A 17,347-nucleotide genomic window follows, 5' to 3' on the forward strand; every position below is an offset into this window, starting at 1 on the left:
TTGGCATGGTTGTCAATCCATGAAAAAGCCCAGCAGTGGCTGGGCTTGGTCTGGTGGTCGTTGTGGTGACTACTTTGGTTGGTATTTCTCGAAGTAGCTTGCGGCCAATTCTTGGCCTTTTGCTAATTGTTCAGGGGTGAGGCGCTTGGCTGTTTTATCTCGCTCTGGCGGGGATATTTCCACTCCATTTGCAGCTGCAACGGAGAACCAGGCGTAAGCTTGGACATAGTCCTGTGGAATTCCACGGCCATCAAAGTACATGGCGGCCATGTTGTGTTGGGCTTCAGGATTGCCTTGCTCGGCAGCTCTCCGATACCAGTGCATTGCTTGTTTGTAATTTTTGGTAAACTCGCTGTCTTGGCTATACATTGCACCCAATACAAGTTGGGAACCAACGTCTCCTTGTTGCGCTGCTTTTAGCCACCATTGTTCAGCTTGTTGGTAATTTTGTGTCACTCCAAGGCCGGAGAAATATTTAACTGCCAAGTTTCCTTGGGCTAGAGGATCGCCTTGCTTTGCTGCCTTGCTTAGCCATTTTACGGCCAGCTTGTCATCCTTGGTGACACCATCTCCATTGGCATACATCAACCCGATATTCGCTTGGGAGTTCATATGTCCCTGTTTAGCCGCCTTAAGGAACCAGTCGGCAGCCAGCTTGTGGTTTTGGGTTACTCCATTGCCATTGCTGTACATCACCCCTAGATTGAACTGTGACTCGGCATCCCCTTGTTCGGCAGCTTTACGGAACCAGACCAATGCCTTCTTGGTATCCCTTGGCACGTTGTCGCCGAAGAAATATGCAAGCCCAAGAAGTGCCTGAGCAGCAACGTCACCTTTATCTGCTCGTTCAATAACCTTAGCTACAACGTCTTGGTCCACCACTTCTGCCTGCGACATCGGGGTAGCTAGCAACGACACCCCAAGCAACACCGCCCCGATCCAACCCCCTACTCGATTCATATCCCCTCCTTGTTGTTTGAACGGGCATTATGGATCTGTTTGGGGCGACTGTCAGCCTGCAACCCCCTGATACAAGAGGCTCCAGGCTGGCCACTGTTGCCAGTGGCTAGCTGTCACCTTCCAGCGCCATGTTCCGGTTTGACGGGTTAATGGCGATCTGCCGGGCCAGCAGATTGCGAGCGGTGACTGCCCAATCCAAGTTGTTAAAGAGCGGTGCAACGCTGCTTCTTTTGGCAAAAAGAGGTTGCAGAAAGCCGAGACACACTCGCGGTGCCTATTAAATGCGTCTTGGCTTGAGCCCTATGCGTGGGAGGGCTCGACCCTGTTATCAAACTGCGGAGCGGTGAAACTGCATGCGCCAGTGGAGAAGGGCGCTGTGCTTGGTAAAGCCTGTGGTGCGGCGCTGGGCTGCGCGGGCTGCCACAATTCTGTGCTGCTCGGTCTGCATCATGGCAACGGTCAAGCGCTGCTTGATGGCGCGGCGGCGGGCGGCATTGCCATTGAACTTGTCAGCGATGGCAAAGAGGATCTGGTCTGCGTGATGCGCGGCTCTGGAAAAAATGCTCTTGGTCATGGTACATTTACTCCTGTTGGCGAGTTGGTCCTCGCTAATTCCCACCGGGTCAACTGGTTGGGGTCCTGATTGCCGGGGTTGGTCCCTCGGCTTTCTCTGACTGGGGGTGGTACCCTGGTCCTTCAAAGCCCGCCCTGTGCGGGCTTTGTCGTTCTTACGCGCTGGTCAGGCGCTTTTCACTTCTGCCCTGGTTAGGGGCTTGGTCCTGATTGCTGGGTGGCACTGAATTCAGTTAAAAAATGTGCGCGGGTAAAACTTGCTGCGATTAAGTCGCGGCAGCGGTCGGCGCTGGGTGGGCGCTGGTGCTGGCTCGGCCACGCTGTGGCTGGCGCGCCCCCGAAACAGCCATTCCGCATCAACCTGCAAGGCATCGGCGATGGCAAACAGGGTTGGGGCTTTCAGTTCGCGATCAGGGTTGTTGATCGCCCTACTGATGACAGCCGGGGAAACCCCGGTGCGCCTGCTCAATTCGACTTGCCTAATGCCCAACTCAGCCAACCTTGCTTCGATGCGCTGTCCTAGCGTTTTCATTGAGAACCCCTTGCTGTTTTGGTCTTGGCCGTTCGATTGCTTTACCGAACAAGATGGAGGTTAATAGTTGCGAACCATCCAGTCAATATAAAATGTTCGAGATAACGAATTTTTTTTGGAGTGAGCACCATTACTGCCGATCGAGAGATGCAAAAAAGCCCGCATAAAGCGGGCTCTTAGTGAAGATTGGTGCTGTTATTTCAGGTAGATATTGATGGCTATCGCTACACCGAGACCAAGAAATGCTGAGGTGTAGAGGCCCGTATCAAAGATGGCGTGAAACGCAAAGGGGGAGGCGCATAAGCCAATAATCATGGCTAATGTCACGTTTCTGTTTAATCGCTCATCTTCCTTATGCCTTGCTGCTCTTGCCTCTGCCGCCATCTGTTTCATCATTTCACGCTCGCCTTTTTCCATGGCGGTTACTCCTTGACGTCTCTACGCAGTTCAACCATTCGGCCATAAATCAGCGCCTCTTTGACTGGGATGACACCCAGTCGCGGATCATCGGTGACCAATGTAATACCTGATAGGCCATCCAGCGCCTTCAGTAAGCGCTCCTGATTGTTGCTATCCAGTCGCACCAGCACGATATCGTTATGGCGTGGTTCCCGATCTGCCAGGTCAATGACGCAGATGTCACCACTCTTGATGCCAGAACCGATAAGGTTGTCATCGTTGGCAACCACGCCAATCAGATGCCCATTGGCATCACTGAATAGGTGGCGTCCGCTATCCAAGGTTGAAAGAGCATCGGTCGGGTGCTTGCCGAGATCTGACATTTCCCAGACTGGCACCTTACCAAGGTTAATATCGGAGACATAGGTGCCACTTTCTTTACCGGTGTAGAGCCAGAGAGGATCGCAACCGAGCGCTTTGGCGATAGAAAGCAGGCTGCTGACTCGCAAATCCTTGAGCGGGTCAGACAAGAGAACGGAGACCACAGCTTTGCTGACCCCAGACCTGCGCACCAGGTCAGCTTGCTTCCAGCCCCGTTCTTTGAGCATGTATTCCAGTCGGTCTCTAAAAGAGGTCATGTTGATCTCGTTCGCATAATAAAACCATTTTCTATTTTCACCTATTACATGTGCTTAATGTCGATCGCTTGACTTGTTCGGTTTTAAGAATGAGAATGCCCTTGTATTGTCAGATACCACAGGACCCGACCAATGAAGAAACAAGACGTTATCCGCCATTTCGGCAACATGGCCCGCGCCATGAAGGCGATCGGTATCGCTCGTAGCGTGGCCGTGAAGTGGGGCGAGGTTGTCCCGGCCCAGCATGCCGTCAGCTTTGTCATCGCCAGCAACGGGGAGCTGCGGCTGGGGCTGGAGGATTACCCCCTGATCAAGGACCAGGACCACCCCGCCCAGCAAGCGGCCTAACCAGCCGCCCAACCACCCACAGGACCCAAGACCATGACCAATCTGAGCCTTATCAACAACAACGACCAGACCATGAGCAGCGTTGAGATCGCTGAACTGACAGGGAAAGAGCACAAGAACGTTCTGGCCGATATCCGCAAAATGCTGGTCGAAATTCAATCGGCTGAAAAGCCAGCCGATTACAAAGACGGCAGAGGTCGCACCCAGCCGTGCCTTTTGCTGACCAAGGAAGAAACCCTCTGCCTTGTTGCTGGCTACAGTGCCGCCCTGCGCATGGCGATCATCAAGCGCTGGCAGGAGCTGGAATCCCAGCAGGGGCCGCAGATCCCGCAGACCTATGCCGCCGCGCTGCTTGAGGCCGGACGCCTTGCGCTGGAAGTGGAGCAGAAAAACCATCTGTTGGCGGTTCAGGCACCCAAGGTGGCATTTGCCGATCGCGTTGCCGGTGACGACAAGGGCGTCAATATCGGCAACTACGCCCGCGCCGTGGGCCTCGGCCAGAATGTGTTGTTCCGTGCTTTGCGTGAGCATCGCATCCTCATGAGTGGCGGTAATCGGCATAACTTGCCGTTTCAGGACTACATCGAGCGTGGTTACTTCACCGTCAAAGAGGGCACTCGCACTCACAACGACGAGACGATAACCACTTTCACTCCGATGGTGACAGGAAAAGGCCAGCAGTGGCTGACCAAGCGCCTGATTGATCTCGGCTACCTGAAACCCATCGCCGCCTGACCAGCGGCCAGCTTTACCCCAACCACCAGAGGACCCTGACCATGGGACGACCAGCACTGTCTGATCACGAAAAAATGGACGCCGTTTCCCCCCTGCGGGTGCGCGGCACTGTAGGCCACCGACAAGTGTGGCAGGAAGTCGGCGCCGAAGTCGGCATGACTGAAACCGCATTTGCCCGCACCTCGCTGCTGATGCTCCTTAACTCCATATCTCAGCACGAGCCGCAGATACTGGCGAGAGCCGTCAAACGGGCCAATCGGAGCCTGATCGAGCAGGGTTACCCGCCCGTCACTGTCGAGGAGATTTTAAAGGGCGATGGCCTGCCAGAGCGCGGCCTGCTGACTTTCTCGCCAGAGGATGAGGCAGCATATAACGAAGAGCGCCCCAAGAAGCCGGTGCAAAAGCTCAAAGATCTCATCAATTTCGTTTTAGGGAGATAACCATCATGTTCAGCAATACCAAACCCCGCCCGAAACCCGAGCATGTCACCGATCGGGATAACGTCGTCCTCAAGGCCGTAATGCACGAGCTTGCCCTGCACCTGGACGATGACTCGGTGATCACCATTGCGCAGGCCGCTGGCACTGATCGCACCGCGACCCAGCTTTCCCGCGAGCTGATGGCCCGCAAGATCGAGCGCGCCGACCAGCAAGCCTGCGCATAACCATTATCAATCAGGCCCGCCTCACCACCGGGCTGTTAATTCAGGACCTCAAAAATGACCATTGAACCCAAGGCCCAGCTGGGCCACCCCCTTTGTGCCGATCTGGATCACTGCCCCATTTGCGGCAGCGAGCTGCGCACCGGTACCGATGATCGCTCATTTGAATGCCCGGGGTGTGAATACACTGAGCGGGAGGTGGCGGCATGAAAGCAATCGACCTTTTTGCTGGCCTTGGTGGCTGGTCTACCGGCGCCGTTATGGCAGGTTGCGAAGTGCTTTGGGCTGCCAATCACTGGCAGGAAGCTGTGCACTGGCATAGTGAAAACCACCCGGACACCCAGCATATCTGCCAAGACCTGCACCAAGCTGACTGGACTCAGGTGCCGAGCCATGACCTGTTACTCGCTTCACCATGCTGCCAGGGGCACAGCAAAGCTCGCGGCAAGGCAAATGGAAACCCGCAGCACGACGCCAGCCGTTCAACGGCGTGGGCCGTGGTGTCTGCCCTCGAGTTTCACCGGCCGCAAGCCGCCATCGTCGAGAACGTGCCCGAGTTCCTTGATTGGTCGCTGTATCCGGCATGGGCTGCTGCCATGCAGGCGCTGGGTTATTCCTTGGCTCCGCATGTGGTCAACTGCGCCGATCTCGGGGTGCCACAAGAGCGGATCCGCATGTTTATCGTCTGCACTCGCTCAGCAAACCCATTAATCCTGAACCTGCCGAAGCTGGACCATGTTCCAGCGTCGCAGTTCATTGACTTCAACGCTGGGCGCTGGTCACCAATAGCCAAGCCTGGGCGGGCGGAGGCAACGCTGGAGCGTGTTGCCAACGGTAGAGCAGTACACGGAGACCGGTTCGTGATGAGCTACTACGGCAACACCCGCACCGGGCGAAGCATTGAGCGCCCGATTGGCACTATCACCACCCGCGATCGCTGGGCTGTTGTGGACGGCAACAGGATGCGGATGCTCACAGCAGAAGAAAACCTGCTGGCAATGAGCTTCCCGCGCGATATCAAGCGCCCAGACAACCACCGGCTGACTGTTCATATGGCTGGCAACGCCGTGCCGCCACTGGCTGGCAAGCGGATCATTCAGGCTCTGGTGGAGGCGGCATGAACACCGTTATTAAATTCCCGGGGCCTAGCGCCCCTCAAACCACCCAGAAGGAGGTTCGTGTGGCTGACCTTGATGATGGGTATACCCGCACGGCGAATGAGATCCAGAAGGCCAAGTGCAAGCTGCGCATGGCAGGGAGAGAGCTCAACGTCCTTGATGCGGTGATCTACTCCACCTATGGCTGGAACAAGAAGCGCGATCGCCTCACAAACACCTATTTGGCAGACCTGTGCGACATGGATCCGTCCGATGTTAACAAGGCTCTTCTGGTGTTGGCTCGACGTCGAATTATCACTCTTGAGAAGCTCGGCCATATGAAAATTGTGGGCGTAAACAAGGTGATCAGTGAGTGGGAATACGCCAGAGAGAAGACCCAAAAGGGTATTGGTAATTTCACCAAAAAACCGGGTAATTCTACCCAAAATGATGGGCGTTTTGACATTTCAAATCGGGTGAAAACACCCAACACCCAAGACAGTCTTACCAAAGACAATATAAAAACCTCTTCGTCGAAGAACGCTGACGCGCTCCCCGACGCCGGCGTTGTTGAATCGGTTTCTGCTGCTGTCGAGAAGATTCGGCCAGATGCTGCCATCCAGACCCCGAGCGGGAAATTCTGGGGCACTCAGGATGACCTGACCTGCGCTGAATACATCCACGGCAGGGTGCTGGTAGTGAACCCCACGGCCAAGGCCCCAAACTGGGCGCAGTGGGCGAACGATATCCGTCTGATGCGAACCCAGCTTGGGTACACCCACCACGATATCTGCTCGCTGTTCAAATGGGCCAACCTCGACCCGTTCTGGTCTGCCAACGTGCTGTGCCCCAAGACCCTGCGCAAGCAGTGGGACAAGCTCACCGCCAAGCGTGCCGGTGTGGTGCGCCAGCCGGTGCGTGGCGATGAGTGGGATCTGACCAAGACCATGAACGCTGACAAGCTCAACCAGTTAATTCAGGAGGGGTTCTGATGACCATGAAACCGTTAAGCGAGGTCCTTGCTGGTATGCCGAGCGAGTTGCCTGTCACGCCAGTGCGCCCGGTTGCTGCGGTGGTAACCGAGCAGGATACCCAGGTGGTCGCCATGCTGTTCGAGCAGCTCAAGGTGATCTTCCCTGCCTGGCAGCGTGCCTTCCCCAATCCCGAGATGCAGGCCAGGGCACTGCGAGAGTGGACGGTTGCGCTGGTCGAGGCCAACTGCACCAGCCGTGAGCAACTGAGCCAGGGAATGCGAACAGCACGAAGCCAGGGCGGAGAGTGGTTCCCGAGCACTAGCAGGTTTATCAGGTGGTGCCAGATCACGCCGGAGTCGCTTGGCCTGCCATCGCTGGACACCGCTCTGGTTGAGGTGCGCACCCGGCGTTACACCCATCCAGCCGTCGAGCTGGCCGCCAAGGCGACGAGCTGGGAACGCCAAACGCTCAGTCTGGATGCGTACCGCCCTGTGTTCGAGCAGGCATACGCCCAGCTGCTGCGCCGGGTCGTTGCCGGAGAGGATCTTGGGACGGAGGTGCGCAAAGGGCTGCCAACGCGTGAGCAGGTCCAGCACAGCCCCGAGTATTACCAGCAAGCCGGCCAGCGTGGCGTGGAAAGCCTCAAGGCCCTGTTCAAGCGTGGAGGGATGGCCAATGTTCAATCTTGACGTGATCGCTGCGGTCAAGGCCGCGAAGTTTTGCCGGGTGGTGATCTATCCGCCCGTCCGGGGTTGGTGCGGGGAGCGGGTGCTGCTGGAGGTGGCAGACGAAATCGCCGTGCTGGGGCACACCGATTGTCAGCGCGGGGCAGGGCATTGGCTGGTGCTCGACACGACGCCTGAGCAAGTGGCGGAGGAGGTCAAACGGCTGAGAGGCGCGCCAGTGCTGGTGTTGAGAGGTAGTGCTGCAAATGGAGCTGTGGATAACTTTGGAGGCGCGGCCCTTGCCAACCCGTGACAAGCGGTATAACGCGCCGTAACATGTTTCAGGCCGGACCTAGACCACCCGGCCGTTGACCAAAAGGACCCGACCATGACCGCAAAATCGAATACCCGAGATCTATCCGTTGCGACCCAACTGGGCCGCGTCATAGCGATAATGCGCGACGGAAAAGCCCGCACCCTGCGCGAAATTGAGCGCGAGTGCTGGAGCCGCTACGGCCAAGCCGATACCCAAGCCGCCATCAGCGCCCGCCTGCGCGAAGTGTGCTGCCATGGCTGGGAAAAACACGCCAGCAACAAGAACATCAACGGCAAGCAGGTGTGGCATTACAGCCTTTCGCCGTTCCCCACTGCGGAAGCCATTGCGGCTAAGGCGGTGGCAGCATGAGCTTATTCGCTAGCACCCTTCGCATGGCCCGCCAGTTGGGCACAGACCTTCGCTTGCAGGTTCACCTTGCCATGCTGGCAGGAATGTGCGCCTGGGTTGGTCCCTCCCGCTCGCCTATCACCCTGAAAAATCGCAGCTGGCCGGTGTCCAACCCGCGCAATGACAGGGCTGCCAAACGCCAGCGTGCCGCCGCCAAGCGCCGCAACAAAGCCAAGCGGGGGTGAGGATGGAGCTTACCCTTCTGAAAATGTCCGGCGGGGTACTTGCCCCGTCAACTCCGGCCGATGCCGAAGCCATCAAGCTGATGCCGATCGGTACCACCATCCTGGCCAAGGGGAAGGGACGACGCAACCTGGCGTTTCATCGCCGCTTCTTCGCCCTGCTCAACCTGACGTTCGATTACTGGGAGCCAACTGGCGGTATGGTCTCGCCAGCAGAGCAGGGGATCCTGTCCCGGTTCGTTCGCTACCTCGCCCAGTTCGGCGCTGGCAACGTGCTGAACAAGGCCAAGGATGAGTTTATCGACCAGCTGGCCAGCAGCCGTATCGAGCGCCACGGTCCCCAGGCTGAGAAGTCGTTTGAGGTGATGCGCAAGTGGCTCACCGTCGAGGCCGGTTATTACACCGTGGTGATACTGCCGGATGGCGGCATGCGCAAGGAGGCCAAGAGCGTCAGCTTCGCCAAGATGGATCAGGCTGAGTTCTCCGACCTGTACCGGGCTGTGTTCGGGGTCTGCTGGCGCTATGTGCTGAGCAAGCAGTTTGCCACCGAGGAGGAAGCTGAGAACGCCTGCGCCCAGCTGATGGGGTTTGCCGGATGAGATTCGAGACCAGCCCAATCCGCTCCAGCGACCTGCGCGATGGCGCTCGCGGCCAGTTCTGCAAGATCCAGCTTGCCGGGGTCTGCATTGGTGGCACTGAAACCACCGTGCTGGCTCACCTGCCAAGCGCCCCGCATGGAATGGCGCTCAAGGGGGATGATTTGGTGGCAGTGGAGGCGTGCTGTGCTTGCCATGACGCCATTGATGGCCGTATTGCCTACGACTGGCAGCCTGGTGAGCGTGAAGAGGTCACCTATAGCGCCCTGACCCGTCAGTTGCACAGCTGGGTGATGCGTGGGCTTGTCAGTGTGAAGGGGGCGGCATGATCCACCTATCCGCTATCGATGCCAGCCGCCTGCTCGGCAACAACCCGAAAGCCAAGGCCGTGGTGAACAAGGTCAAGAAGGCGCAGCAGGTGGATGAGCTGCACGGCAAGGTGCTGGCACAGCTGGTCGGCTTCCCTGACCCAGCCACCGAGCTGGTATTCCACCCCAAGCGCCGCTGGCGCCTCGACTTCGCCTGGCCCACCCGCATGATCGCCGTCGAGATCCATGGCGGGATCCACTCCGGTGGGCGCCACACTCGTGGCAAGGGGTTCGTTGAGGACCGCGCCAAGATGAACGAGGCCGCCCTGCTCGGGTGGACCGTGCTTGAGGTCACCCCGGAACATGTCAAATCCGGCCAACTGCGCGCCTGGCTGCTTACCGCTTTCAATCAGGACCAAGACCAACGAGGACCAACCCATGAGTAATTCACTGGAAATGGCACTGCGCCTGTTCACGCCAAAAGGGGCGCTCCATGATCCAACCTCCAGCAACTTCAATGCCCTGGGGCGTGACGACTTTATCGGTGCCCTGCAGGTGGCCGCCAAGAACAACCCGCAGGGGCTCCAGTTCCTGATGGCCGATCACCTGCTCGATGCTGCTGCCATCTCTGAGCTGCTGGCGCACTTTGAGTACGCTACCGGTAATGAAGAGGTCGGTGGCATGGCGCTGGCTATCCTGCTGCGCCGCCCGCTGCCTGAGCAGCTGGATCACCTGGTACTTTGCCACCCTCACTATGACAAGGAGCGCCGCCGGGCCGCCGTGGTGATGGAGAAGGCCAAGCGCGCCCACCGGGCCGGCAATGATCACGAGTACCAGCGCCTGCTGGCTGAGCGGAACGAGATCCTGTCCCTGGCCAATGACCACTGTGTCGCCGAGATGATGCAGTCAGGGCGCTGCCCGCACTGCAATGGCACCGGGATCCGCCCGCGCAAGGGGGACGAGTGCCCCAAGTGCCACGGTACCGGGCGAGTCGTTCCGCATGCTGATATGGTGTCACGCCGGTTCGGGCAGGAGATGCGCCAGCGCGTAGAGCGGCTAGTTGATGAGGTGATCCACCAGGCGTCCGACCTGTCCAAGATTATGGACCGACAGGTGCGCCAGATGCGGGCGGCGTAGGTGCGGGCCATGACAAAGACAGGTGATATGCCAAGCCAAAAGAGCGTCTGGAGTGAAGGGAATCACCCTGCAAATTCGCGAATCATTGGACTTGAGTCATTGGCTAGAAATGGTTCAACTGAGACGATAAGGCGCAAGGCCATTGCATCGCTAAAGAATAATTTTGGAATTAACTTCAAGGTATAAGTTGGCGCATCACAAACCACTTGAGTAAAAAGCTCCATTGCTTGAATCCCCACTGCCCCAGCGTTAGTATCTATCAAAGATGGCCAGATTCCCCCGGGACTCTGGCCTTTTTCATTTCCGGCCCGCCATCGTGCGGGCTTTGTCGTTTCTGGAGGGGCGATGACGCCTGACAAGGATCCACAGAACTACAGCATGCTCGCCTATCTGGCGTTCGGCGGGCTGAGCGTATGGGGAGGGCTTGTGACCTACATACAGACAGTGAAACGCGAAGGTCGGCAATTCCGCTGGGCGGAGGCGGCGCTGCAAGTTGTGGTGTCAGGCTTCGCCGGGATGTTGACCATGCTGCTGAGCTGGTACATCGCAGCCCCGCTCCCGTTGTGCGGCTTCATGGCTGGCCTGGCTGGCTTGATGGGGTCGAAAGCACTGGAGCTGTACGAACGCCGGGCAACCGGCTGGATGGGAGGGAGGGGGTGATGGTGAAAATGCGCTGGGTAGATGAAGCCCGTAGGCATATCGGGTTGACGGAGATTAAGGGGCCCCAACACAACCCCGAGATCGTGGCGATGTGGAAGGCCATCAAGCGGGGTGGTATCCGTGATGATGAAACCCCGTGGTGTGCCGCCTTTGTTGGAGCGTGCCTGGAGCGGGTCGGTATTCAGTCCACCCGGTTCGAGGGTGCGCGTTCCTATGCCTCCTGGGGGGAGAAGCTGGAAAAGCCGGTGGCAGGCTGCGTTGTGGTGTTCTCCCGGGATGGTGGCGGACACGTTGGGTTCGTCGTGGGGCAGGACAAGGCTGGCAATCTGCTGGTATTGGGCGGCAACCAAGCGGACGCGGTGAACGTGAAGGCGTTCCCTCGCTCCCGGGTAACCGCATACCGCTGGCCCGCCGGTGAGCCGAAGCCTGTGGGGGAATTGCCTGTGATGGCTGCGGCAGAGTTCTCGAAGTCCGAGGCATAGGCGCAAGCCTTGCCAATATCGCCGGGTAACCGGTAACAGCAGAGGAGAGTGCGATGGAACACATCGTTGAGGTGGTCATCAACTGGATTGTCATCCTGATGGCTGTAGTGGGCGGCGCGTCCATGGTGGTGCAGGGGCTGGCCAAGATTGCGGCCGTCACCCCGTCCACCCGGGATGATGAGATTATCGGGAAGGTAGACGCCTTTCTGGTCGGTCTCATCAAGGTGCTGGATAAGCTGGCCCTGAACCTACCGGCTGATAAAGCCCGGAAGCAATAACATGAACAGCTTGCTCCAACTGCTCGACATTCTAACGGCCCTTCTGGGCCGTTGGCTTAAGCAGGAACGGGCAAGGGAGGTGCAGGAAAGCTATGACCAAAACCATAGTGACCCTCAGGGTCGTTTCGCTGAGCGCTTCGGTGCTGCTTCTGGCCAGCTGCCAGACGACGCCAAGCCAAACGGCAAACTGCCCGCCACCCACTCCCAGGCTGACATGGAGCCCCGCCAATAACGGCGGGGTTTGTCTTTCTGGGGAATCAACGGCCGACCTACTGGACTATCTCGATGCGCTGGAGCGATGCAGTGGTTAATGGCATTACCGTGACCGGGGTGATCACTCATGTGAAGGCGTATGACGGCAGTCATGCCCTGGTTGTTCTCAATACCGGCGTCTCCGTAGTGGTACCGGCAACCCATCAGCCCGTACCCGGCGACACCGTTGTCGAAGGCGAGCTATCTCTCTAAATGGCAAAGACCGACTGGGCACAGCTCAATGCAGAATACCTGCAGGAGCACGAAGCGACCGGCATCAGTGCAAAAGACTGGTGTGACAGCCGCGGCCTGAACTACAACTCGGCGCGTCGCTATTTGAAATCTCGGGGGCAATCCCCTGCACAACCTGAAAAATCTCGCGTAGCTGCGCAATCTGCGCAATCCGAAGTGCGCAAAACTGCGCAATCTGCGCAAAGTGCGCAACCCAATGGGAATGAAGGCAAGACCAAGAGGGGAGAGGGAAGAGGGGAAAGGTCATCTTCATCCACACAAACCCCTGACGACTCAGGCCAAGCGCCGAAAAACAAGATGGGGAGCGGCAGGGATGGCAGCGGCCGCTTTACCGAGGGGCACAAGGAGTCGGTAGGTAATTCTGGCAACCCGAACCCGCCCGCCAACATCAAGCCAGGCATGCAGATAGCCAAGACCCACGGTGGTTACGCCCAGTTCCTCGATTCGCCTGAGTTGTTCGACCAGGCCGAGGAGTTGAGGCTGCGGGACGAGCTGATATTCACCCGGGCTCGCGTTATCTCTGTCACCAAGACCCTGCAGAACCTGCATCAGGACTTGCTGGATGCCACCGAGATGACCGACCGGATTGGGCTCTATGACAAGATCCTGAAAGCCGAGCAGGCCCTTGACCGCAACATCCAGCGGATTGAGTCCATCGAGCGCACCCTGAGCGCCATTCGCATCGATGAGGTAACCGGCCCCAAGATTGAGGCGGACACCAAGCGCATCAAGGCGGCCACCCGCAAGCTGACGGCCGAAGCCGATCGGCTGGAGAAGGATGGCGGCAGTGATACCACCCCAGTGAGTGAGATGCTCTCGGAGCTGCACGAGATGGGCACCGGAGGGCTGATGTCGTGACAGCGGCCGAACTTGACATCTCCGCCATGACTGAGCAGGAGCAGATTGCCTGCATCCGCGAAAAGCTCAGCGATAAGTGGTGGCGGATGAACAACCTCTACATGATCGAGAACGAGCAGGGCCAGCTGGTGCGTTTTCGGCTGCGTCCGGCGCAGGAGCTGCTGTTCAAGACCATGTGGTGGCTAAACATCATCCTCAAGGCGCGTCAGCTCGGGTTCTCCACGGCCATAGATATCTATCTGCTGGATGAGGCGCTGTTCAACAAGAACATCAAGTGCGGGATTATCGCCCAGGATCTGACGGCAGCAGGGGAAATCTACCGCACCAAGATTGAAGTCCCGTTCGATAACCTGCCGGGCTGGCTCAAGGCCCAGTTCAAGGTGGTTACTCGGCGCGGCGGGGCCAATGGCGGTCATATCCTGTTCCGGCACGGCTCCAGCATTCAGGTGGCCACCTCTTTCCGCTCTGGTACCGTCCAGCGCCTGCATGTGTCAGAGCACGGCAAGATCTGCGCCAAGTACCCGGAGAAGGCCAAGGAGGTGCGTACCGGTACCCTGCAGGCTATCCACCCGGGCGCCGTGGCTTTTATTGAGTCCACTGCCGAAGGTGTGGGAGGCGACTTCCACGCCATGAGCATGAAGTCCCTCGAGCTGGCCAGGGCATCCGGTGAGCTCAGTAAGCTGGATTGGAAGTTCCACTTCTTCGCCTGGTGGCAGGACCCCAAGTATCGCGCCGACGTTCCCGCGTCTGGCGTGGTGGCCAGCAAGGCACAGCTTGACTACTTCGCCGCGGTTGAGAAAGCCATGGACTGCACCATCAGCGACGAGCAGCGTCAGTGGTACGTGCTGAAAGAGTCCACCTTGGGCGCAGAGATGAAGCAGGAGTTCCCCAGCACGCCGCTGGAAGCGTTCCTGACCTCTGGCCGTAGGGTATTCGACCCCATCGCCACCATGGAGGCAGAGGGCGACTGCATGCCGCCTCTCATCGTCTATGACATGGATCCCGTTACCGGCAAGCGTGAGAAGGCCCGCAAGCCGGACAAACTGGACGAGCAGGGCCAGCGCTCCCTCGAAAACATGCTGTTGGTGTGGGAGTTGCCCGATCCAGATGAGGATTACGCCATTGGCGCCGACGTGGCGGAAGGCCTCGAGCACGGTGACCGCTCCAGCTTTGATGTGATCGCCAAGAGTGACGGGCGTCAGGTGGCCCACTGGTTCGGCCATCTGGATCCCGGTCTCTTTGCCCAACTGCTGGCCCACGTCGGCAAGTTCTACGGCACCGCAGAGCATGGCCCTGCCTATATCGGCCCTGAGCGTAACAACCACGGCCACGCCGTCCTGCTCAAGCTGCGCGAGCTCTACCCTACCCGCCGCATCTACACCCAGGAGTATATCGACCGGGATCGGGATGATGAGACCCAGCGCCTCGGCTGGCTGACCACACGCCAATCCAAGCCGATCGTGGTGGATGGTCTCAAGGCCCTGCTGCGTGCCGGTCAGGCCGGGATCCGCTGGATAGGCACCATTTCCGAAGCAACCACCTACGTCTACGACAAATCCGGCAGCATGAACGCCCAGGAAGGCTGCTACGACGACCAACTGATGAGTTACATGATTGCCCAAGAGATGCGCGCCCGCATGCCTGCCCGCATCGTCAAACCCGAATCCACCCGTAAACCCAAGCATTGGATGGCCAACTGATGATCAACTCACAACCCAAAGCCCCCGAGAAGGGCGGCCTCGATACGCAGAAGCTGCTCGCGCTGATGAGCGATATCAATGGCCAGCCAGACTGGCGAAGCCTTGCCAATCGCTCCTGTGCCTACTACGACGGCGACCAGCTGCCGCCCGAGGTGGTCAAGGTGCTCAAGGAGCGGGGCCAGCCCATCACCGTTCACAACCTGATCGCCCCAACCATTGATGGGGTGCTGGGCATGGAGGCCAAGAGCCGCACCGATCTGATGGTTGTCGCTGATGACCACGACGACGAGCTAGAGCAGCTGGCCGAGGCCGTCAACGCCGAATATTCCGACATGTGCCGCCTTGGTGGGCTGGATCGCGCCCGGGGCGAGGCATATGGCGGCCAGATCAAGACCGGTTTGGGCTGGGTGGAGGTAAGCCGCCGCAGTGACCCGTTCGGCCCGCGCTACAAGTTCAGCAGCGTCCACCGTGACGAGGTGTATTGGGATTGGCACAGCCGTGAGCCTGACTTGAGCGACTGCCGTTGGCTGATGCGCCGCCGCTGGGTTGATCTGGATGAGGCCAAGACCATGTTCCCGAGCAAGGCTCAGGCGCTGGAGTGGGGCGTCAACGATTGGGCCGGTATGGTCAGCCTGACCGCCATAGAGGGGCTGGATCCCAACCTTGTCAGCGCCTATGACGAATGGAGCCAGTTCAGCGGCAAGGAGATTGAGTGGTGCAGCCGGGAGCGGGATCGCGTCCTGTTGCAGGTGGTCTACTACCGCACCTACACCATGCGTCAGGTGTTGATGCTCGACTCTGGCCGGGCGCTGGAGTTTGACAAGAGCAACCAGCTGCACCGCGCCGCTATTGCCAGCGGCCGCGCCAGGCTGGAGCGCTGTCCGGTAGCCGTGATCCGCGAGTCATGGTTCGTCGGCCCCCATCATCTGGTCGATCGCCCCTGCACCGCCCCGCACAACATGTATCCGCTGGTGCCGTTCTGGGGGTACCGCAAGGACCGCACCGGCGAGCCCTATGGCCTTATTGCCCGCGCCATGCCGGCACAGGATGAGGTGAACCTGCGCCGTATCAAGCTCACCTTCTTGCTGCAGGCCAAGCGCGTCATCATGGATAAGGACGCCACCAACATGAGCCGGGATCAGGTGTTGGAGCAGGTAGAGCGCCCTGATGGCTATATTGAGCTCAACCCTGACCGCGCCAACAAGACCAGCGTGAGCGACGCCTTCAAGGTGGAGCAGGATTTCAACGTGGCGGCCCAGCAGTTCCAGGTGATGCAGGACTCGGTGAAGCTCATTCAGGATACCATGGGGGTTTATGCCGCCTTCTTGGGGCAGGGCTCGACCGGCCAATCTGGCGTTGCCATCAGCAACCTGGTGGAGCAGGGCGCGACCACCCTGTCGGAGATCAACGACAACTACCGGATGGGCTGCCAGCAGGTTGGGCAACTGGCGCTGGCTTATCTGCTTGAGGATATGGCCAGCAAGCGCAACTACAAGGTGACCGTCAACCGCGACGACCCGCGCCGCCGCAAGGCTGTGGTGATTAACGTGGAGCAGGAAGGGGGCAAGCTGACCAACGATGTGACCCGGCTGCGGGCCCATATCGCACTGGCGCCGATCCAGCAGACTGCCGCCTACAAGCAACAACTGGCCGAGCGGATGACCCAGGCTATGTCCCAACTTCCGCCAGAGGCTGCAGGTGCCTGCTTTGACCTGCTGGTCGAGCTGATGGATGTACCGCGCAAGGCAGAGTTCGTGGAGCGGATCCGCAATGCCCTCAACATCCAGAAGGATCCGGAGGAGATGAGCGAGGAGGAGCGCGCCGCCGCAGAGCAGCAGGCACAGCTGGCCCAGATGCAGCAGCAGATGGCCATGCAGGAGATGCAGGCCAAGCTGGCAGAGCTGGAAGGCAAGGCCGCCAAGTGGCAGGCAGAGGCCCAGCGCATCACCAAGCTGACCGACTCTATCCGCTTCGAGGATGCCCTCAAGCAGGCTCAGACCGGCAAGACCCTGCAGGAGATGGAGCAGTTAGCCGCCCAGCAGCAGGCGATGCAGACCGAGCAGGCAGCCCTGCAGGCCCAGCTGTTGGACACCATTCAGCAGCAGATAGACGCGATCGCGCTCTGATGAATCCAAGCCCAGTAGGTGCTGGGCTTTTTAATGGATTGACAACCATGCCCATGTTTCTAGATACTAGAAAAGCAACGGCAAAATCCGTTGCCGGGGTTGGTCTCCCGTATGCATAAAGCGCACAACACGCGCCAGCGTGTTTTTTTATGTGCGGCCCAGTAGTACCCGCAATTTCAGTTATGACGGGCTGGGCAGGAGCCCCTTCGG

The 17,347-nt window shown here is 58.9% G+C and carries 29 protein-coding genes; 23 read left to right on the plus strand and 6 right to left on the minus strand.

The genetic code is table 11. The features are described from left to right. Positions 1 to 69: 69 nt before the first annotated feature. The 5 genes from ACTG19_RS19805 to ACTG19_RS19825 form a co-directional block, all read right to left on the minus strand. Entirely contained in the window at positions 70 to 960 is an 891-nt protein-coding gene (locus tag ACTG19_RS19805) for a tetratricopeptide repeat protein (RefSeq protein ID WP_244775918.1), read from the minus strand. A 328-nt stretch (positions 961 to 1,288) separates the two neighbouring features. After that, positions 1,289 to 1,534 carry a hypothetical protein gene (locus ACTG19_RS19810; RefSeq protein WP_439989462.1) on the minus strand — a complete coding sequence of 82 codons (246 nt, stop codon included), beginning with the start codon at positions 1,532 to 1,534 and terminating at the stop codon, positions 1,289 to 1,291. A gap of 228 nt (positions 1,535 to 1,762) precedes the next feature. Further along, positions 1,763 to 2,065: a helix-turn-helix domain-containing protein gene (locus tag ACTG19_RS19815; protein WP_439989463.1), complete on the minus strand. Its 303-nt coding sequence runs from the start codon at positions 2,063 to 2,065 to the stop codon at positions 1,763 to 1,765. A 195-nt stretch (positions 2,066 to 2,260) separates the two neighbouring features. Continuing rightward, positions 2,261 to 2,482 carry a hypothetical protein gene (locus tag ACTG19_RS19820; RefSeq protein WP_439989464.1) on the minus strand — a complete coding sequence of 74 codons (222 nt, stop codon included), beginning with the start codon at positions 2,480 to 2,482 and terminating at the stop codon, positions 2,261 to 2,263. A gap of 5 nt (positions 2,483 to 2,487) precedes the next feature. Continuing rightward, positions 2,488 to 3,102 carry a helix-turn-helix domain-containing protein gene (locus tag ACTG19_RS19825; protein ID WP_045789798.1) on the minus strand — a complete coding sequence of 205 codons (615 nt, stop codon included), beginning with the start codon at positions 3,100 to 3,102 and terminating at the stop codon, positions 2,488 to 2,490. A gap of 132 nt (positions 3,103 to 3,234) precedes the next feature. Here ACTG19_RS19825 and ACTG19_RS19830 point away from each other — a divergent pair, with 132 nt between their 5' ends. From ACTG19_RS19830 to ACTG19_RS19900, 15 genes are all read left to right on the plus strand, one after another. Beyond that, entirely contained in the window at positions 3,235 to 3,450 is a 216-nt protein-coding gene (locus tag ACTG19_RS19830) for a Cro/CI family transcriptional regulator (protein WP_439989465.1), read from the plus strand. 33 nt (positions 3,451 to 3,483) lie between these two features. Then, positions 3,484 to 4,185 carry a phage antirepressor KilAC domain-containing protein gene (locus ACTG19_RS19835; RefSeq protein ID WP_439989466.1) on the plus strand — a complete coding sequence of 234 codons (702 nt, stop codon included), beginning with the start codon at positions 3,484 to 3,486 and terminating at the stop codon, positions 4,183 to 4,185. A 41-nt stretch (positions 4,186 to 4,226) separates the two neighbouring features. Then, positions 4,227 to 4,625, plus strand: coding sequence for a hypothetical protein (locus ACTG19_RS19840; RefSeq protein ID WP_439989467.1), 399 nt, complete (start codon positions 4,227 to 4,229; stop codon positions 4,623 to 4,625). Between the two features lie 5 nt (positions 4,626 to 4,630). Next, positions 4,631 to 4,849, plus strand: coding sequence for a hypothetical protein (locus tag ACTG19_RS19845; protein ID WP_439989468.1), 219 nt, complete (start codon positions 4,631 to 4,633; stop codon positions 4,847 to 4,849). A gap of 54 nt (positions 4,850 to 4,903) precedes the next feature. Then, positions 4,904 to 5,056, plus strand: a complete 153-nt coding sequence (locus tag ACTG19_RS19850; protein ID WP_439989469.1) for a hypothetical protein — start codon at positions 4,904 to 4,906, stop codon at positions 5,054 to 5,056. Then, positions 5,053 to 5,967, plus strand: a complete 915-nt coding sequence (locus ACTG19_RS19855; protein WP_439989470.1) for a DNA cytosine methyltransferase — start codon at positions 5,053 to 5,055, stop codon at positions 5,965 to 5,967. Before ACTG19_RS19850 ends, ACTG19_RS19855 begins: the two co-directional genes overlap by 4 nt. Next, positions 5,964 to 6,935 (plus strand): replication protein, encoded by a 972-nt coding sequence (locus ACTG19_RS19860; RefSeq protein ID WP_439989471.1) that lies wholly within the window; start codon positions 5,964 to 5,966, stop codon positions 6,933 to 6,935. The genes ACTG19_RS19855 and ACTG19_RS19860 overlap by 4 nt, the downstream gene beginning before the upstream one ends. Beyond that, positions 6,935 to 7,606 carry a replication protein P gene (locus ACTG19_RS19865; protein WP_439989472.1) on the plus strand — a complete coding sequence of 224 codons (672 nt, stop codon included), beginning with the start codon at positions 6,935 to 6,937 and terminating at the stop codon, positions 7,604 to 7,606. Before ACTG19_RS19860 ends, ACTG19_RS19865 begins: the two co-directional genes overlap by 1 nt. Further along, the gene (locus ACTG19_RS19870; RefSeq protein ID WP_439989473.1) at positions 7,593 to 7,895 is read left to right on the plus strand and encodes a hypothetical protein; all 303 of its coding nucleotides are present in this window, start codon (positions 7,593 to 7,595) and stop codon (positions 7,893 to 7,895) included. Before ACTG19_RS19865 ends, ACTG19_RS19870 begins: the two co-directional genes overlap by 14 nt. Positions 7,896 to 7,970: 75 nt before the next feature. After that, positions 7,971 to 8,267 carry a hypothetical protein gene (locus ACTG19_RS19875; RefSeq protein ID WP_439989474.1) on the plus strand — a complete coding sequence of 99 codons (297 nt, stop codon included), beginning with the start codon at positions 7,971 to 7,973 and terminating at the stop codon, positions 8,265 to 8,267. Next, the gene (locus tag ACTG19_RS19880) at positions 8,264 to 8,491 is read left to right on the plus strand and encodes a hypothetical protein (protein WP_439989475.1); all 228 of its coding nucleotides are present in this window, start codon (positions 8,264 to 8,266) and stop codon (positions 8,489 to 8,491) included. Before ACTG19_RS19875 ends, ACTG19_RS19880 begins: the two co-directional genes overlap by 4 nt. A 2-nt stretch (positions 8,492 to 8,493) precedes the next feature. Continuing rightward, a complete protein-coding gene (locus ACTG19_RS19885; protein WP_421257627.1) occupies positions 8,494 to 9,087 on the plus strand; it encodes a DUF1367 family protein in 594 nt (197 codons plus the stop codon). Continuing rightward, positions 9,084 to 9,413 carry a nuclease domain-containing protein gene (locus tag ACTG19_RS19890; protein ID WP_439989476.1) on the plus strand — a complete coding sequence of 110 codons (330 nt, stop codon included), beginning with the start codon at positions 9,084 to 9,086 and terminating at the stop codon, positions 9,411 to 9,413. The genes ACTG19_RS19885 and ACTG19_RS19890 overlap by 4 nt, the downstream gene beginning before the upstream one ends. Continuing rightward, a complete protein-coding gene (locus ACTG19_RS19895) occupies positions 9,410 to 9,838 on the plus strand; it encodes a hypothetical protein (RefSeq protein WP_439989477.1) in 429 nt (142 codons plus the stop codon). The genes ACTG19_RS19890 and ACTG19_RS19895 overlap by 4 nt, the downstream gene beginning before the upstream one ends. Further along, positions 9,831 to 10,529 carry a TIGR02642 family protein gene (locus ACTG19_RS19900; RefSeq protein ID WP_439989478.1) on the plus strand — a complete coding sequence of 233 codons (699 nt, stop codon included), beginning with the start codon at positions 9,831 to 9,833 and terminating at the stop codon, positions 10,527 to 10,529. The genes ACTG19_RS19895 and ACTG19_RS19900 overlap by 8 nt, the downstream gene beginning before the upstream one ends. A 62-nt stretch (positions 10,530 to 10,591) precedes the next feature. Here the strand turns inward: ACTG19_RS19900 and ACTG19_RS19905 are convergent, their stop codons facing one another. Beyond that, complete coding sequence (locus ACTG19_RS19905; protein WP_439989479.1) at positions 10,592 to 10,753, minus strand: hypothetical protein; 162 nt, start codon at positions 10,751 to 10,753, stop codon at positions 10,592 to 10,594. Positions 10,754 to 10,874: 121 nt separating this feature from the next. On the opposite strand from ACTG19_RS19905, the gene ACTG19_RS19910 reads away from it, so the two are divergent. From ACTG19_RS19910 to ACTG19_RS19945, 8 genes are all read left to right on the plus strand, one after another. Then, entirely contained in the window at positions 10,875 to 11,189 is a 315-nt protein-coding gene (locus tag ACTG19_RS19910) for a phage holin family protein (protein ID WP_439989480.1), read from the plus strand. Then, the gene (locus tag ACTG19_RS19915) at positions 11,189 to 11,671 is read left to right on the plus strand and encodes a TIGR02594 family protein (protein ID WP_042880549.1); all 483 of its coding nucleotides are present in this window, start codon (positions 11,189 to 11,191) and stop codon (positions 11,669 to 11,671) included. Before ACTG19_RS19910 ends, ACTG19_RS19915 begins: the two co-directional genes overlap by 1 nt. A 53-nt stretch (positions 11,672 to 11,724) precedes the next feature. Further along, a complete protein-coding gene (locus ACTG19_RS19920) occupies positions 11,725 to 11,949 on the plus strand; it encodes a hypothetical protein (RefSeq protein ID WP_439989481.1) in 225 nt (74 codons plus the stop codon). A gap of 1 nt (position 11,950) precedes the next feature. Beyond that, positions 11,951 to 12,181, plus strand: a complete 231-nt coding sequence (locus ACTG19_RS19925) for a hypothetical protein (RefSeq protein WP_439989482.1) — start codon at positions 11,951 to 11,953, stop codon at positions 12,179 to 12,181. Between the two features lie 71 nt (positions 12,182 to 12,252). Next, the gene (locus tag ACTG19_RS19930) at positions 12,253 to 12,414 is read left to right on the plus strand and encodes a hypothetical protein (RefSeq protein ID WP_335820446.1); all 162 of its coding nucleotides are present in this window, start codon (positions 12,253 to 12,255) and stop codon (positions 12,412 to 12,414) included. A 336-nt stretch (positions 12,415 to 12,750) separates the two neighbouring features. After that, positions 12,751 to 13,311, plus strand: a complete 561-nt coding sequence (locus ACTG19_RS19935; RefSeq protein WP_439989483.1) for a hypothetical protein — start codon at positions 12,751 to 12,753, stop codon at positions 13,309 to 13,311. Continuing rightward, positions 13,308 to 15,011, plus strand: coding sequence for a terminase (locus ACTG19_RS19940; protein WP_439989484.1), 1,704 nt, complete (start codon positions 13,308 to 13,310; stop codon positions 15,009 to 15,011). Before ACTG19_RS19935 ends, ACTG19_RS19940 begins: the two co-directional genes overlap by 4 nt. Further along, positions 15,011 to 17,137, plus strand: a complete 2,127-nt coding sequence (locus ACTG19_RS19945; RefSeq protein WP_439989485.1) for a portal protein — start codon at positions 15,011 to 15,013, stop codon at positions 17,135 to 17,137. The genes ACTG19_RS19940 and ACTG19_RS19945 overlap by 1 nt, the downstream gene beginning before the upstream one ends. Positions 17,138 to 17,347: the final 210 nt, after the last annotated feature.

It is taken from the genome of Aeromonas sp. 3P (assembly GCF_051919745.1).
Taxonomy (GTDB): domain Bacteria; phylum Pseudomonadota; class Gammaproteobacteria; order Enterobacterales; family Aeromonadaceae; genus Aeromonas; species Aeromonas veronii.